General features: G+C 71.5%; 12 protein-coding genes. 1 reads left to right on the top strand and 11 read right to left on the bottom strand.

Annotation, left to right across the window (positions count from 1 at the left end):
* Positions 1-6: 6 nt before the first annotated feature.
* From CG723_RS29655 to CG723_RS29630, 6 genes are all read right to left on the bottom strand, one after another.
* Complete coding sequence (locus CG723_RS29655) at positions 7-2712, bottom strand: SpoIIE family protein phosphatase (RefSeq protein WP_100596590.1); 2706 nt, start codon at positions 2710-2712, stop codon at positions 7-9.
* 301 nt (positions 2713-3013) lie between these two features.
* Positions 3014-3496, bottom strand: coding sequence for an ATP-binding protein (locus tag CG723_RS29650; protein WP_107489212.1), 483 nt, complete (start codon positions 3494-3496; stop codon positions 3014-3016).
* A gap of 139 nt (positions 3497-3635) precedes the next feature.
* Positions 3636-4031: a (deoxy)nucleoside triphosphate pyrophosphohydrolase gene (locus CG723_RS29645; RefSeq protein WP_100596588.1), complete on the bottom strand. Its 396-nt coding sequence runs from the start codon at positions 4029-4031 to the stop codon at positions 3636-3638.
* A 31-nt stretch (positions 4032-4062) separates the two neighbouring features.
* Positions 4063-4254, bottom strand: a complete 192-nt coding sequence (locus tag CG723_RS29640) for an SPOR domain-containing protein (RefSeq protein WP_100596587.1) — start codon at positions 4252-4254, stop codon at positions 4063-4065.
* A 203-nt stretch (positions 4255-4457) separates the two neighbouring features.
* On the bottom strand, positions 4458-6143 hold the full coding sequence (locus tag CG723_RS29635) for a purine-cytosine permease family protein (protein WP_100596586.1): 1686 nt from the start codon (positions 6141-6143) through the stop codon (positions 4458-4460).
* A 154-nt stretch (positions 6144-6297) separates the two neighbouring features.
* Positions 6298-7050, bottom strand: a complete 753-nt coding sequence (locus CG723_RS29630; RefSeq protein ID WP_100596585.1) for a GntR family transcriptional regulator — start codon at positions 7048-7050, stop codon at positions 6298-6300.
* Positions 7051-7357: 307 nt separating this feature from the next.
* Between CG723_RS29630 and CG723_RS29625 the strand changes: the two genes are divergently transcribed.
* Complete coding sequence (locus tag CG723_RS29625) at positions 7358-10024, top strand: glycosyl hydrolase family 65 protein (protein WP_100596584.1); 2667 nt, start codon at positions 7358-7360, stop codon at positions 10022-10024.
* An 82-nt stretch (positions 10025-10106) separates the two neighbouring features.
* Here CG723_RS29625 and CG723_RS29620 read toward each other — a convergent pair whose 3' ends face one another.
* The 5 genes from CG723_RS29620 to CG723_RS29600 all read right to left on the bottom strand — a co-directional run bounded on the left by CG723_RS29620 (position 10107) and on the right by CG723_RS29600 (position 16643).
* Complete coding sequence (locus tag CG723_RS29620; protein WP_100596583.1) at positions 10107-11534, bottom strand: sodium:solute symporter family protein; 1428 nt, start codon at positions 11532-11534, stop codon at positions 10107-10109.
* Positions 11531-11761: a hypothetical protein gene (locus CG723_RS29615; RefSeq protein ID WP_159032577.1), complete on the bottom strand. Its 231-nt coding sequence runs from the start codon at positions 11759-11761 to the stop codon at positions 11531-11533. The genes CG723_RS29620 and CG723_RS29615 overlap by 4 nt, the downstream gene beginning before the upstream one ends.
* Before the next feature lie 30 nt (positions 11762-11791).
* Positions 11792-13243, bottom strand: a complete 1452-nt coding sequence (locus tag CG723_RS29610; protein ID WP_100596581.1) for an amidase — start codon at positions 13241-13243, stop codon at positions 11792-11794.
* Between the two features lie 180 nt (positions 13244-13423).
* Complete coding sequence (locus CG723_RS29605; RefSeq protein ID WP_234374587.1) at positions 13424-14425, bottom strand: Lrp/AsnC family transcriptional regulator; 1002 nt, start codon at positions 14423-14425, stop codon at positions 13424-13426.
* 73 nt (positions 14426-14498) lie between these two features.
* Positions 14499-16643, bottom strand: a complete 2145-nt coding sequence (locus CG723_RS29600; protein WP_100596579.1) for a DEAD/DEAH box helicase — start codon at positions 16641-16643, stop codon at positions 14499-14501.
* Between the last annotated feature and the right edge of the window lie 240 nt (positions 16644-16883).

The raw sequence follows: 16883 nt of genomic DNA, 5'->3' as shown, positions 1-16883 counted from the left end.
CCCCGGTCAGTACAGGCTGAGCAGCGCCTCCGTCGGGTCCACGGCCGCCGAGTCGCCGTCCGGCAGCGGGAGTTCGAACCAGACGGTCTTGCCGCGCGGCGTCCTGCGCGAGCCCCAGGACGCGCTGAGCAGGCCGACGAGCTGAAGCCCGCGGCCGCCCTCGTCCGTGTCGCGTGCGCGGCGGCGGCGCGGCTGGACGAGGCCCGCGTCCCACACTTCGCACACGAGGGTGCGGTCGAGCAGGAGGCGCAGCCTGATGTCGCCCTCGCCGTACCGCAGAGCATTGGTGACCAGCTCGCTGACCAGGAGTTCCGTCGTGTCGACGAGCGGCTCCAGGTCCCATTCGGTGAGCTTGGCGCGGGTGAACTCGCGGGCGCGGCCCACCGAGCGCGGCTCGCGCGGCAGCGTCCAGTCGCCGACGGCGTCGGCCGGCAGGCCCTGCACGCGGGCCATGAGCAGCGCGATGTCGTCCTCGCCGTGGTGCGTGTCGAGCGTGGCCAGCACGTGGTCGCAGACGTCTTCGAGCGCGGGCGAGGGATCGTCCAGGGCGCTGCGGAACGCGGAGAGGCCCTCGTCGAGGGGATGGTCGCGGGACTCCACGAGGCCGTCGGTGTAGAGGGCGAGGAGTGAGCCCTCGGGCAGCTCGACCTCGACCTCCTCGAAGGGTTCCCCGCCGACGCCGAGCGGCATCCCCGGGGGTACGTCGAGCATGAGCGCGCCATCGCCTGGCTCGACCAGGACGGGCGGCAGATGGCCCGCGTTGGCGAAGGTGCAGCGCCGCGTCACGGCGTCGTAGACCGCGTACACGCAGGTGGCGAGGTAGACCTCGGAGAGGTCGGCGTCGCCGGTCCTGCGGGCGGCGCGGGTGGCCTGCTGGACGCCGCCGCGGGGGCCGAGGGCCGGCGACGACGGGCTGCCGGGCGCGCCGAGGCCACGGGCGATCTCGTCGAGCGCGGAGAGCACCTCGGCGGGTTCGAGGTCGAGGAGGGCCAGGGTCCGTACGGCGGTGCGCAGTTCGCCCATGGCGACGGCGGCGCGCAGGCCGCGGCCCATGACGTCGCCGACGACGAGCGCGGTTCTGTGCCCCGGCAGCTCGATGACGTCGAACCAGTCGCCGCCGACCTCGGTGGCCGCGTTGCCCGGCAGGTAGCGGCAGGCGATGTCGAGGCCGGACGCCTCGGGGTCGTCCGGCGGGAGCAGCGACCGCTGGAGTATCAGGGCGCGCTCGTGCTCACGCCGGTAGAGGCGGGCGTTGTCGATGCAGACGGCGGCGCGGGCGGCGAGTTCGACGGCGAGGGCGCGGTCGCGGTCGTTGAAGGGCTCGCTGCCCTTCGTACGGGCGAAGCGCGCGAGGCCGACGACGGTGTCATGGGCAACCATCGGCACGGCCAGCGTGGACTGGACGAGGCCGCCGGACGCGGCGGGGACGAACTGGGGGCGGGCGGTGCGCAGGGCGTCCGCGCAGGGCGAGTTGAAGGAGTAGCGGTGGACGGCCCCGACCTCGACGACCCCGTCACCGCCGGACGCTTCGAGGTACGGCACGTCGGCGACGGCGCTCGCGGCGGCGACCCTGCGCAGCTCGGCGCTGCCGTCGGCGAGGCTGCGACTGTTGAGCGCCGACTCGTCGCCCGCGAGGAGGCCCTGGTAGAGGTCGACGGACGCGAGGTCGCAGAAGCCGGGGACGACGACGTCGAGGAGCTCGCGGGCGGTGGTCTCCAGGTCGAGCGAGTTGCCTATACGGGCGCCCGCCTCGTTGAGGAGGGCAAGGTTGCGGCGGGCGTGGGCCGCCTCGCGGGCGGCGGCGTGACGCCGGGTGACGTCGGTGGCGAGCCCGGCGACGCCGATGGGCCGGCCGCTGCCGCTGTGCACGCGGTAGAGGTTGATCGACCAGTGGCGACGCTCGGCGGAGTCGGGCGCGGGCCCGACGAGCTGCATGTCGGTGACGGAATCGCCGGTCTCCAGGACGCGGCGCAGCGCGGCCTGCACGCGGTCGGCCTCGCCGCGGGGCAGATAGTCGTGGACGGTGCGGCCGCGGTGGTCGTCGGCCCGGCCGCCGAAGACGGCGGCGAAGGGCCGGTTGGTCCGCTGCACCTTCAGGTCGGTACCGAACAGCAGGAAGCCGAAGGGAGATTGGCCGAAAATGGCCTGCGACGCGGCGAGGTCCGTCTCGATACGGCGCAGGGCTCGGACATCGACGACGATGCAGACGGCGGCGCGCTCGCCGGACTCCGTCTCGGTCGGCATCACATAGACCTCGGCGATCCCCTCCGTATACGGCTCGGGGGGCCGACCGGGGCTGTGCTGATCAGGGACGTGCGGATCGCGCTCGTCGGACTCGGTGCCGCCCGGGTCCGACGCCCGGCCCCTCGGCATCCGGAAGGGGACGACGCCGGTCCACTCGCGGCCGTCGAGGATCTCCACCATCTTGCGGTGGCCGCGCTCGCGCAGTTCCGTGGAGACGAAGGCCTCGATGGGGTCCTTGCCCACGGCTTCCTGTGCACAGACACCGAAGAGCTGTGCCGCGCGCCGGCTCCACTGGTCGATCAGGCCGTCGGGGCCGATGGAGAAGGAGGCCACCTTGATGTAGTCGTACATGGAGCCGGGCGGACTGGTCTGCCATGTCTCGGCCCGGGGCGGGCCTGCCGCATCGCGCGCGGCCGTCCCGCCCGAGGTGTCCTCGGACGACGTGGCCTTCGCTGGTATCTCGCTCACGCGAACCGTCCCCTCCAGCTCACCGCGTCCGGCACCGGTCACCGGGGCGGCTGCCCGCAGTATCCAGCACTACGGAGCCGCGCAACACGGTGTTCACGATCACACCACGGTCCCGACGCTTTTTGGCCCGTCCCCGCATAACAGGACGACAACCAGATCCGCGACTGTTCCGTGCCTTTTCCTGGCCGGCCTCTTCGCCGGTCGGCATGCTCCCTGTCTCCTAACCAGGGAGGGTTCCTCTTAACCGGCGCGACGCCATCGGTTCCGGCCGCAGGGTCCAGCCGCTGTTTCCGGCCGCCCGTCAGTGCCGGCCGGGCAGCGACAGTTCGAACCACACCGTCTTGCCCGTGTCACCGGGCCGCGTCCCCCACCGCCGCGCGGACCCCGCGACCAGCTGGAGCCCCCGTCCGCTCTCCTCGTCCGGTCCCGCGACCCGCTCCAGCGGCGGATCCGGAAGACGATCGGAGACCTCCACCCGCAGGGTGTGGGCCGGCTCCGCCGACCGCAGGAGACGTACGCCGATGGGGCCGGAAGCGTGCCGGAGAGCGTTGGTCACCAGCTCACTGACGAGCAGTTCGGTGACATCGCCGAGCGAATCGAGATCCCAGACGCCGAGCTGGCCGCGGACCGCGGCACGAGCGGAACGGACTGCGCCCGGCTCCTCGGGGAAGACCCACTCGGCGCACTCCCCGTCGGTGTCGATCACGCCGATCACTTCCCAGGCAGCAGTAGAACCCCGTCCACCCCTTCGGATCACATCCGATTTCATAGGGTTAATCGGCATATACCCGGGCGGGCGTAGGAGCTACCGTCTCACGCGAACACTCCGCGAACGGAGCACGCGGGGCGCCCGACCAGCGGCACGACGGGTGACACGACCCGCAGCACGGCGGGCCCCGCGGACAGGTCCCCCGGCGTACGGATCACGGCTGCCGCGCCGCGAGCACCGCCTTCACCGCCGGCACGTCCTGGTCGAGCCAGTCCACGGACCAGATCTCGTCGGGCCCGAGCCAGCGCAGTTCGTCGTGGTCCTCCAGGGGGCGCGGCCGGCCGGACAGCGGGCGCGCGGTCCATACCCGCAGCACGTATCCGGGCTTCAGGGGCCACTCCCCCGGGACGCGTGCCACGAGCTCGGCACCGATCCCGAGCTCCTCGCGCAGTTCCCGTACGAGCGCCTGCTTCGGGTCCTCGCCGGGTTCGACCTTGCCGCCGGGGAGTTCCCAGCGGCCCGCCAGTTCGGGGGGCGCACTGCGTCGTGCGGCGAGCAGGCGGCCGCTGTCGTGGAGGGCCGCCGCGACGACGACGGTCGGTTCAGTCATGTGCCGGAGCCTACGGCCGCGGACGGGAACGTCAGCGCGCGGTGCCGTTCTGCGCCTGGCCGAGGCGCTCGACCCAGTAGAGCTGCTTGTGGCCGCGGTCATCGAGACTGTCGGCGATCTGCTGGGCTTCCGCCCTGGTCGCGTACCTGCCGACGCGATAGCGGTTGCCGTTGTCGTCCTGGCGTATGACGAGCCACACAAGCGTGGTCGTGCCCTCGTTCATCTCGCCCCTCCACTCCCCGACCCCGGCTCGCACAGCGCCCCGCTTTCTGAGGAAACCCCACTCCGCATATGCCCGAGCGTACGCCTGACCTTCACGCAGCGGATACGCATTGGCACAAAGAGATACGCAACCAGCCAATCCGCAGGGGGCGCACTCCGAAGAGTGCGCCCCCTGGACGTTCCGTGGCTTCCCCGCTCCGGGCGTCAGCCCGTACGCACCGTCGGCATCGGCATGAGCACCGGCCCCGCTTGCGGCTCCTTGCGGCAGACGTCGCCGCACTCCGCGTCGAGCGAGCAGCACAGCGAGCAGATCGGGCCCGACCGGACGGGGCAGTCCGCGATGTCGGGGAGTTCGTACGCCGTCTCGCAGACACTGCACGTGTGGGTCGCAGTGATGTCGGCGATCTCGACATCGGGGCCGTTCACGGGGTTGGGCCTGGCCAGGTAGTACTTGCCCTTGGTGGCCCAGGCGATCAACGGGCAGAGCGTCAGGGCGAGTCCGGCCGCGATGAACGTCGAGAAGGCCTCCGCGTACGCACCGAACACCCCGAAGAACGCGACGATCGAGACCGTCGACGCGATCACCATGGCGCCGAAGCCGGCCGGGTTCACGGCGTACAGATAAGCCCGCTTGAACTCGATGTACTTGGGGCTCCAGCCGACCCGCTTGTTGATGACGAGGTCGGCGGCGACGGCCGCGATCCAGGCGATACCCACGTTCGAGTAGAAGCCGAGCAGCTTGTTCAGGGCCGCGAACATGTTCATCTCCATCAGCGTCAGCGCGATGGCGAGGTTGAGGAAGATGTACCAGACGCGGCCCGGGTGCCGGTGGGTGATGCGGGAGAAGAAGTTCGACCAGGACAGCGAGCCGCTGTAGGCGTTGGTCACGTTGATCTTGATCTGGGAGACGACCACGAAGAGCGCGGCGGCGGGCAGGGCGACCGAGCCGAGCCACGGCTTGAGGGCCTCGACCTGCGGCGCGATGGGTTCCAGCGCGTGGGTCTTGCCGACTGCCTCGAGGGCTACGAAGGCGAGGAGCGCGCCGCCGAGTTGCTTCGCGGCACCGATGATCACCCAGCCGGGTCCGGCCGCGAGAACGGCCAGATTCCATCGCTTCCGGTTCTGCTCGGTCTTCGCCGGCATGAATCGCAGATAGTCGGCCTGCTCGCCGATCTGCGCGATGAGGGAGAGCGCGACGCCGGTGCCGAGGCCGAAGCCGAGCCAGGAGAACCCGCTGCCCGCGCCCTCCGTGCCGCCGAAGTGGGTGAAGTCGCCGAAGGAGCCCGGCGAGTGGAAGGCCAGGATCACGAAGGGCAGGACGAGGCCGATGAGCCAGACCGGCTGCGTCCACGCCTGCACCTTGGCGAGCGCGCCCATGCCGCGGAAGACGATCGGGATGACGATGAGCGTGGTCAGCAAGTAGCCGACGGGCAGCGGCAGTCCGACGACCTCGTGCATGGCCTGCGCCATGATCGAGCCTTCGAGCGCGAAGAAGATGAAGGTGAACGAGGCGTAGATGAGGGACGTGAGCGTCGAGCCGAAGTAGCCGAAGCCCGCGCCCCGGGTGATGAGGTCCATGTCCAGGCCGTACTTGGCGCAGGCACGGGCGATGGGGATGCCGGTCAGGAAGATGATCGTCGCCGCGCACAGGATCGAGGCGAGCCCGCTCGTGAAGCCGTACGTGAAGACGATGGAGGCGCCGATCGCGAAGTCGGCGAGATAGGCGATGCCGCCGAGCGCGGTGGACGCGACCATGGTCGGTGACCAGCGCCGGTAGGAGTGGGGCGCGTAGCGCAGCGAGAAGTCCTCGCGGCTCTCGTCCGCGGCGAGCTTGGCGTAGCTGCGCCGCGGCGCGGCTGCCTCCGTGTCACGGGTGACCGTGTCCGTCATGAGGGTTCCTGTCGTCCGGCCGATTGCGGGTACGGACGGAAGTTAGGAGCCGTGCATGACAGTGCGGGGCGGCCGGTGATTGCCCCGGCGTTACGGGAGGCGGCCGCGCGTTAAGTCGTGGTCACACCCTGCGGACAGGGCGTTCGCGTATCGGTCACTTCACGGGCAGGTGGTATGCGATCCGGTACCGGTCGGCGGGGACGACGACGTCCGCCGTCTCGACCGGTCTGCCCGATGCGAAGTACGTGCGCTGGATGACGAGGACGACATGGCCGGGCACTCCGCCGAGCGCCATGAGCTCCTCGGCGAGGCCGGGGCGGGCGCCGACCTCCTCCGTCACGTTGTCCACGATCACGTCGATGGCGGACATGCGCTCGACGACGCCGCAGCCGCCGAGGGGGCCTTCCTCGGGGAGCATCACGGGGGTGCGCCCGGTGACCGCCAGGGGCTCCCAGGAGGTGGAGAGCATCATGACCTCTCCCGCGTCCCGGTAGACGTACTTCGTGCACATCACCCGGTCTCCGGCGCGGACGCCGAGGCGCTCGGCGATGGCGCTGCTCGCCTCGGCCTGCTCGCTGCGGGACTCCCAGGTGCCGCGCGCCGTCTCGTCGGCCTGCTCCTGCTTGAAGGGGGTGGAGCCGCTGATCGGCCGGTATCCGGAGCGGGCGACGCGGCGCGGGACCGGCGTCTCGCGCACATACGTGCCCGAGCCCGAACGTCCCTCGACGAGCCCTTCGGCCATCAGCACCTTGCGGGCTTCGAGGGCGACGGTGTCCGAGACGCCGTACTCCTCGCGGATCCTGGCCTGTGAGGGGAGGCGGGTGTGCGGTGGCAGCGATCCATTGACGATCTTCTTGCGAAGATCACCCGCGACGCGCAGATACGCCGGCTGCTCACCGAATGTCACTGGCTGCACTCCCTAAGACCCGTGGCGACCCATCGGATTGACAGACAGCAACAGCGTCGCAACCCTGGGTTGTACGCCGCAAGCGAAGGCCAAAGAATCACTCGAAGTGATGACATGCTCGGCCGCAGGCCTTTACGCAGGCAGTTTCTCCGGGTAAGGGAACCCTTACGCCCTGCGTCGAGCAACCGTCGACCGGCCGTCGACCTTCCGTCGAGGCAAAACGCGGCATGCGACACCCCCGCCATCCGTGGGACCTCCATCGCGGGTTGCCCGACTCCCGTCCGCAACCGCCCGCATCGTCGGATGCGTGACCCGATCCCGCCGATCCCCCGCCCGCCTCACCGTCCTCCTCGCGCTCGCGGTGCTCGGCGCCTCACCGGGCGCGGCCCTGGCGACGCCCGGCCCCGGCCCGGCACCCGCCGCACCCCCCATGCCTACGGGCTCCCCCTCCGAGGCCTCCGAAGCCTGCACCGGCGACCCCGCCTGGGCCCCGGCCACCACCCGCATCGACCCCGCGAACACCTATCACGCGTACACCGGCAACGGATATCTCGGCGTGCGTGTCCCGCCGTCCGGCGCGGGCTACGCCGAGCCCGGCGACAAGACCGGCTGGCCGCTCTACACGCCGCGCTACGACGGGGCGTTCACCACCGGGCTCTACGCGCGCGGGCCCGAGAACACGGCGCACCGCGAGGCCGTCGCCGCCCTGCCGAACTGGACCGCGCTCGACCTGACGGTGGGCGACGAGACGTACGGCCCGACGAGCCGGATCTCGCACTACCGGCAGGCCCTCAGCCTGCGCTGCGGATTCGTCCGTACGTCGCTGACCTGGACGCACAAGGACGGCCGGCGTACCGATCTGACGTACGACGTGCTGACCGACCGCTCCCACGCGCACACCGGAGCGGTGCGGCTGCGCGTCACGCCGCACTGGAGCGGTGAGGCGACCGTCACCGACCGGATCGACGGGCGGGGCGCGCGCCGGATCGCGCCCACCGGCGGCGGCCCCGCGGGCAAGCGCACGATGGCGGTGGGCTTCCGCACGGACGGCACCCGCCAGGACGGCGTCGTCGCCTCCACCCTGCGCGCCCCCGGCCGCACCCACACGGCGGGCCACACCGACACGTTGACGAACCAGCAGTCCGCCACGTTCTCCGTCGACACCGGCCGCACCTACACCGTCACCAAGTACGTCGGCGTGGACACGGCGCTCACCTCTCGCACCCCGCACGGCGCGGCCGTCGGCGCCTCCCAACAGGCGGCCGCAGCCGGATGGGACGAGCTGTTCCGCGAACACATCGCGGCCTGGGGGAAGTTGTGGACGTCGGACATCGAGGTGCCGGACCGGCCCGAGATCCAGCAGCAGGTGCGGGCCGCGCGGTACGGACTCCTCACGGCGGTGCGCGCCGGCGGCCGCGACAGCATCGCGCCCTCCGGGCTCACCAGCGACGCCTACGCGGGCATGATCTTCTGGGACGCCGAGACGTGGATGTTCCCCGCGCTGCTCTCGGACCGGCCCGACCTGGCGCGCCCCGTCCTCGAATACCGCTACCGCACGCGCGAGGCGGCCGCCGACAACGCCCGCAAGACGTCGGTCAAGGGCCTCATGTACCCGTGGACCAGCGCGAGCCGCGGCGCCCTGTGGACGGAGTGCCAGAGCTGGTACCCGCCGCACTGCGTCACCCAGAACCACCTCCAGGGCGACATCGCGCTCGCCGCCTGGCAGTACTACCTGGCGACGGGCGACCGCGCCTGGCTGCGCTCGCACGGCTGGCCGCTCCTCAAGGGCCTTGCGGAGTACTGGACTTCACGCGTCACGAAGAACGCCGACGGCTCGTACTCCATCAAGGACGTCGCGGGCCCGGACGAGTACAGCAACGGCGTCGACGACGGGGTCTACACGAACGCCGTCGCGGCCACGGCCCTGCGCTCCGCCGCCCGCGCCGCCCGGCTCGTGGGCGCCGCGCCCTCGGCCGCGTGGGCGACCATCGCCGGCGGGCTCCGCATCCCGTACGACCCGAAGCGCAAGATCTTCCTCCAGTACGAGGGCTACAACGGCTCGACGATCAAGCAGGCCGACGCGGTCCTGCTGCTGTACCCGCTGGACTGGAAGCCGATGCCGAAGGGCGCGGCGGCGGCGACCCTCGACCACTACGTCGCGCACACCGACCCGGACGGGCCCGCGATGACGGACTCCGTGCACGCGGTGGCCGCCGCGTCGATCGGGGAGCCGGGCTGTGCCACGTACACGTTCCTGCGGCGCGCCTCGAAGCCGTTCTTCCGTGAGCCGTTCGGGCTGTTCTCGGAGGCGCGCGGCACGAAGGCGGGGTCCAGTGACCCCCTCGCGGGCACGCCCGCGCAGGACTTCCTGACCGGGAAGGGCGGCTTCCTCCAGGTGTTCACGCACGGCCTGACCGGCCTGCGCCTCGAGGAGGACGCCCTGCGCCTGGACCCGTCGCTGCCGCCGCAGCTCGGCCGGGGCGTGACGCTGCGCGGGCTGGCCTGGCGCGGACGGACGTACGACATCGCGATCGGGCCGGAGCGTACGACGGTCAGGCTGACCGCGGGCGAGCCGTTCCCCGTCGTCACGCCCACCGGACGCGCCACGGTCGATCGCGGCGGGCTCGTCCTGCGCACCCGGCGCCCCGACCTCGAACCCACCTCCGACCTGGCCCGCTGCCGCACCGCGACGGCGACGTCCGAGGAGCCGGGCCTGTACGCGGAGGCGGCGGTGGACGGCAACCCGGTCACCGCCTGGCAGCCGGCGACCGCGCACGCCGCCCTCACGGTCGACCTCGGCCGGACGGGGAAGGTCTCCGGCGTCGACGTGACGGGCACGCGCGCGTACGCGGTGACGACGTCGGTCGACGGAGCGGCGTGGCGGGCCTTCACGCCGGGGCGGACGGCGCGGTTCGTACGGGTCACCGAGGATGGCGAAAAGCCCGAACCCGTGAAGGAGTTGAGGGTGAGGTAGGGCCCTGCCGCCGACCGGCAGGGCCCCAGGCCGCCGGGCGCCGTGTGCGGCCCCACACCGCGCAACGGCACCCGGCGGCCGGTCAGTTGACCTCGGCCGGCACAGCGGCCAGGGAGCGGGACCGCACCACGAGTTGGGCGACCGCCGTCACCACCAGGTTCGGGGCGAGCGCGATGAGCCCGGTGTCGACCGTGCCGACGTCCACGCCCCCGAAGGTGAGCCAGATCAGGACGCCGACGCCGGTCAGGATGCCGAGCAGTGCGGGCACGGCATCCAGACGCACCTTCTTCGCCAGCCCCATGACGATCGCCGGGGCGAGCTGGGTGAGGCCTCCGTAGGTGAGCAGCAGCAGGTCGGACAGGAGTCCGGGCCTGGTCAGGCCGAGCACCAGGGCGAGCGCGGCGGCCGCGACCACGCAGAGGTGGTTGGTGCGCAGCTGCGTACGTTCGTTGCGCGCGCTCAGCAGATTGCGGGACAGCAGGCTGGAGATGCCCACGACGATGGCCGCCGAGGGCACCATGGCGGCCGAGGCCGCGGCGACCGCGACGACGCCGACGAGCCAGCCGGGCAGGGTCTGGCCGGCGAGGGTGAGCGCGACTGAGTTCGCGGGCGATCCCGGCTTCACGAGCAGGATTCCGGCGAAGCCGACGATCACCGGGATACCGAGGGCTATCTGGTAGAGCGGCAGCCAGACCGCGTTCTTGCGCAGGGCACGCCCGCTGCCGGCGGCGAGGACCGGCGGCCACAGATGGGCCATGGTGCCGAGTCCGCCGCCGATGCCGGAGATGATGACGGCCGTGACGAAGAAGGTGGCGTCATAGCCTTCCTGATTGAGCGTCAAGAGCTGCGGGTGGCTGTCCCGTACGGTCTCGAAGAGGCCGCCGATGCCCCCCTTCACGGAGACCGTGACGCCGATGAACAGCACCACGAGCCCGACGATCATCAGGGCGTCCTTGAGGTAGGCGACGCGGGCGATGCCGCGGATGCCGGACCACAGGACGAAGCCGACGGTGAGGACGGTCGCCAGAACCATGCTGAGGTTGCCGCCCGTGCGGCTGCCGGTGGCAAGCTGGACGATCATGCCGAGCCCGGTGATCTGGAGCTGGAGGTACGGCAGCAGGAAGACCGCTCCGACGACGGCGACGACCTTGCCGAGCAGAGGGCTGCGGTAGCGGTCGGTGAAGAAGTCCGCCTGCGTCAAGTAGCCGCCCCTGCGCCCGAGTTCACGCATGCGGGGCGCGGTGAAGTACTGGAGGACGAAGTTGATCGCGAGGTAGCACAGGGCGAAGGCCGCGGCGACACCCCCGCCGAAGGCGATGCCCGCGAGGCCGAGGAAGCTGAAGGTGGTGAAGGCCTCGCCCGCCTGGAGGAACCAGGTGGTGAAGGTGGAGAACTTGCGTTTCCCCACGGTCCATTCGCCTAGTTCCCCGCTGCGCGGTCTGCGCCCGCTCACGCCGACGACGGCGATGGAGACCATGCCGATGAGAGTGATGGCCATGGTGGTGTTCATGCGGCGGCCTCCTCGGCCTCATCGCGGTCGGCGCGTTCGTCGTCGGTGTGCGCGAAGTGCTCGACGAGGGCGAGCGAGGCCGTCGTACCGGCCGTCCACAGCAGACACCAGGCGAGGACGGACGGAATGCCGAACCAGAGGTACGGGCCATTGACGAAGGGCAGGAACGGCGTGCCGAGGAAAGCCAGTACGGGCACGAAGGCCCAGATCACGTGCGGTTTTCTCATCAGGGCTCCATACGGCTGCGGAAGGTACGGCTACGGGAGGGAGGGCCGGCGGCGTCCGTGTCCGGTGGCGGCCTCGTAGGCGGCGCCGACCTCGAGGACGGTCCGCTCGGCGCGGGGCGGGCCGACGATCTGAACGCCGACGGGGAGCCCGGCAGCCGAGAAGCCGGCCGGTACGGAGAGGGCGGGTGCGCCCAGGACCGAGATGAAGTACGCCGAGCGCATCCAGTCGAGATAGGTGTGCTGCGACTGCCCGTCGATGACGGTCGGGTACTCCGCCTCGACGTCGAAGGGGGTGACCTGGCTGACGGGCGCGACCAGGACGTCGTAGCGCTCGAAGAAGCCGACGACCGCGAGGTGGATGCGGGCGTGCTCGGCGGTGGCGCGGGCGAGGTCGGCGCCGGTCAGGCGCCGCCCCTCCTCGATGTTCCAGACGAGGCTGTCCTTGAGGGAGGCGCGGTCGCTGTCGAGGAGCGCGCCGAGGCCCTGGTTGAACTCCTGGGCCCGCAGCGTGCGGAAGACGTCCTCGGCGCCGTCCAGGTCGGGGCAGTCCTCGACGACGACGCAGCCGAGGTCCTCGAAGACCTTGGCCTGCCGCTCGAAGACGTCGCGCACGTCGCGGTCGACGGCGACCCGCCCGCCGAGGTCGGGCGCGAACGCCACGCGCAGCCCGGCCGCGTCCCGCCCGAGCGGCGCGCGGAAGGCGGCGCCCGGCCCCTCCAGGGAGATCGGGACGCGCGGGTCGGGCCCCGCCATGACGGACAGCAGCAGCGCGGTGTCGGCGACGGTGCGCCCCATGGGCCCGGCGACGGCGAGGGTCTCCCACAGGTTGCCGGCCGGGTGCGAGGGGACGCGGCCGGGGGTGGGGCGCAGGCCGACGACGTTGCAGAACGACGCCGGGTTGCGCAGGGAGCCGCCCATGTCGCTGCCGTCGGCCAGCGCCTGGAACCCGGCGGCCAGCGCGGCCGCGGCCCCGCCACTGCTGCCGCCCGCCGACCTCTTCGTGTCGTACGGGTTCCTGGTCGCGCCGAACACGGGGTTGAACGTGTGCGAACCGGCCGCGAACTCAGGGACGTTGGTCTTCCCGATGCGGATGGCGCCCGCGTCCTGGATGCGCCGCACGAGCAGCTCGTCCTCGTCGGGAACGTGGTCGGCGAAGAGGGGCGAGCCGTGCGTGGTGCGCATGCCGCGGGTGAGGTGGGTGTCCTTGAACGCGATGGGCAGGCCGTGCAGCGGCCCGAGCTCCTCGCCGCGCGCCTGACGCTCGTCGGCGGCGGCGGCCGCGGCGAGAGCGCCCTCGGGGTCGAGGGTGACGATCGCGTTGACGGCGGGGTTGAGGCGTTCGATGCGGTCGAGGTGGGCCCGGACGACCTCACGGGCCGACAGCTCACCACGACGGACACGCGCCGCGAGGTCGACGGCGTCGAGGGCGCAGAGTTCGTCCGGGACGGGAGCGGAGTCGGCAGGGCCGGTGGAAGCGGGCATGGCAGTCCTAGGGCAGCGGGCGCGGGGGACGTCGCCGTGCTGGGCCGGACAGGTCCGGGGCAGCGGCGCGCGTGGTGCACCACACTGAAGCCACTGACCGTTTCAGTCAATACCTAAGACTCAATGCACTTTTAAGACGCCACTCCTTCATCCGTGAATATTTTGGTCGCGTTATGGACGTCAACTGGACGTCGGGAACTCCACGCCACTGCGCTTGAACGCGTCGACCACCAGATGCGACTGCACGGCCTCCACATGCCGCACCCAGGGCGAGGCGGTCAGGAACTCGTACAGCGCGGCCTTCGACGGCTGCGTCACGTCGACCAGGAGCTGATGCTCACCCATGACCACGGCCGCGTACCGCACGAGCGGCGACTCCACGAGCAGCCGCCCCACCTTCTCGACCTCGTCGGGGCGGGTCCTGATCCACAGGAGCGCCTCGACCGGGAGGCCGAGCAGCGCGGGCTCGACGGCGGCCCGGATGCTCACGTGCCCGTCGCGGGTGAGCGTCTCGACGCGGCGGCGGGCGGTCGCCACGGAGACCCCGGCGACGGCGGCCAGGTCCTCGTGCGTACGCCGCCCGTCCTCGGCGAGCGCCCCCAGGATCGCGTGCTCCTCGGGCCCGACCTCGACCTCCGGGAGCCCGATCTCGTCGACGATGCCCGACGGCCCGCCGAGCGCCTCGATCTCCCCGGCGCCGAGAATCCCCGGCGACCACTCGTGCACGGTCCTGAAGTACCGCAGCACCGGCGACACGCTCTGCGAGACGAGACCCGGCAGCGCGGGCACCTCGTCGAGCATCAGCGGCCCCAACTGCCCCTGAGGGAACTGAAGTTCGGCCACGCAGTCGACGGGTCCGGCGAGTGCGTACGAGAAGATGCAGTCAGCGCGCCGGGCCGCCGCCACGGCCGCGTCGCGTACCGACCCCGGCCGGCATGTCATCCGCAGAATCACGGTCTCGCCCCGCACGACGAGCCCTCGCACGGCCACGTCCCCGCTCTCCAGCAACCGCAGCCCCCGCCGCGCCACCTTCCGCTCGGGTTCCCCGATCGCGGCCGCGATCCGCCGCCACGACGCCCGCCCATCGATCTGAAGCGCGGCAACGATGCGCCGGTCGAGGGGGTCCAGGGGGGCGGGGGCGTTCGCGGCTGCGGTCGGGGTGGCCGGTACTGGGTGCGTCACAGGACTGACCATAACGAGCGGGGGTGGTGGGGTGGGCCGGGGCCGTGTGGCGAACCGGAACCGGGCCTCGCCCTTACGCCCCCATGGCGAGCCGAGCCTGCTCGTCCTCCACGATCCGGCGGGCCAGCGACGTATCGGAGACGTCCACGGCGTCGGGGGTCGCCTCGGCCATCGCGCTGCGGCGCGCGTAGGCGTCGAAGAGCCGGGACTTGTTCTCAAGGAGCTTCACCATGCGCTCGTCCACGCCCCCCGTGGTGAGCAGCCGGTGGACCTGGACCGAGCGCACCTGCCCCATGCGATGGGCGCGCGCCACGGCCTGGTGCTCGACGGTCGGCTTGACCTGGGGCTCGCAGATGATCACGACGGTCGCGGCCTGCATGTTGAGCCCCACGCCCCCGGCCTCGATCTGCGCGAGGAGCACCGCGTGACCGGACACGGCGGCGAACTCGTCGACGAGCTGCTGCCTGCGCGCGGGCGGCACGCTCCCCGAGATCGGGCCGAACAGGGCGGCGCCGTCGAGCGCGTCCTTCACCACGGCGAGAACGTCACGGAAGGTGGAGAACACCACGACCTTCAGCCCGTTCTCCGCCGCGTCCTCGACGATCTCGCGCAGCCGGTTCAGTTTCGCCGACGACTCGGGCCGCGCGTAGGCCGCACGGCGCATCGCCATGAAGTTCCCGGCCCGGACCGCCTCCCGATAGGCCTCCTCGTCCGACGCGCTCAACTCCTCCCATTCGTCGGTGTGTTGGAGCGCCGGGAGTTCGGTCAGTACGTCCTGCTGGTTGCGGCGGAGATAGACGGGGGCGACGGCCTTGCGGAAGGCTTTCGAGCCGGCCACTGCGTCGCGGTCGCCGACGACGTCGGCCAGATCGGGCCGGAGGATCTGCACGAGGTTGCGGAACTCGGCGACGCGGTTCTCCATCGGCGTACCGCTCATGAAGAGCACGCGTTCGCAGCGCTCGGCCCACTCGGCGACGGTGCGGGAGCGGCGGGTCTGCGGGTTCTTCACGTAGTGCGCCTCGTCCACGACCAGCATGCCGAGCTCGCCGCCGCCGGGGACGGGGAAGCGGCGCAGCGCGTCGAAGGTGGTCACACCGACTCCGCCGCGGCCCTTCCAGTCGGCGTACGCGTCCTGCCGGTCGGGGCCGTGCAGGGGCAGGACGCGCAGCTTGCTGCGGGACTCGATCTCGCGCGTCCAGTTGATCAGTACGCTCGCCGGGCAGACGACCATGAAGTGGCTCCTGCCCTCGGCGGCGAGATGTGCCAGGGCGGCGATGGCCTGGATGGTCTTGCCGAGCCCCATCTCGTCGCCGAGGATCACCTTGCGCTGGGCGAGGGCGAACCGGGCGCCGAAGGCCTGGTAACCGCGCAGCGACACCCGGCGCCGCGTGTCGTCGAGCGCCTGCCCGCGGACCCGTTCGGCGACCTCGTCGGGCAGGAACCCTTCGGAGGCGGCCGTGTCGGGGGCGCGCCCCGAGATCTCGGCGAGCAGGCTGTAGTACTCGGCGGACCGCAGTTCGAAGTCGACCCAGGCGGCCACGTCGTCCGAGGAACCGCGCAACAGGTCCACCGACGCCTGGGCGAGCAGCTCCGGGTGCCCGGCGCGCACCGCCTCCTCGGTCAGCTCGCGGATCTCCGCAACAGCCTCAAGTGCCTGCGCCCGCTTGGCCTTCCCGACCAGCAGCATCCGAAGCCGCCCGGCGGCCGGACGAGCGTCGGCCAGCAACGGACCGAGCCGCTCGGCAAGAGCCGCTGCGGTCTCGACGGCACGCCGTGCCTCGGGCCCCGCCTCCACCAGAACATGCAGGGCGGTGACGAGTGCGGTGGTACGCGGCTCGGGCCGGTCCACATCGATGTGGACGGCGACGGTCTCCCGGACGGCATCGGAAATCTGCCGAGCGGCAGCGACCAACTGATTGGCGGTCTGCTCCCCCACGCCAGGGATCTGCCGCAACCGATAGGTCCCGGCCTCAAGAACCTGAAGAACGGAGGACAGCCCGCTCCTCTCCACCTCCCCGAGCCTCAACCGCCCCTCGGTGACGTCCTTGAGCCGAGCAACAGAAATAGCCCCCAGGGCCTGCGCGGCCTCGGCCTCATGAATCGGCTGCAAGGCGCCCCTGACGGCCTCAACGGCCCGTGCATGATCCCCGACAACCCCCCGCGCGGCCCCCTCCAGCCACACGCCCCCACCCACAACCCCCCGCTCCCGCCGCCCCATCCCAGCCCTTTCTCGCTCCCGTCCCGGCATCCTGCCACCGCCGCCCCACGGACAACGCCCGCCCGAACAACGAACCAGGGCCCACCCCCGAAGAGGCGGACCCTGGATGACGTGCGAGTGAGGCGGATCAGACGTTGAAGCGGAATCCGTAGTGCAGGGCTCCCACCTGCGGGAACACGATTTTTCCAGAGGTCATCCCAGCACCATCCCAGCACGCAAGCTTCATCCCAGCACCATGCA

The sequence above is a fragment of the Streptomyces sp. CB01635 genome (assembly GCF_002803065.1).
Taxonomy (GTDB): domain Bacteria; phylum Actinomycetota; class Actinomycetes; order Streptomycetales; family Streptomycetaceae; genus Streptomyces.
This window is presented reverse-complemented; position numbering and strand designations above follow the sequence as displayed.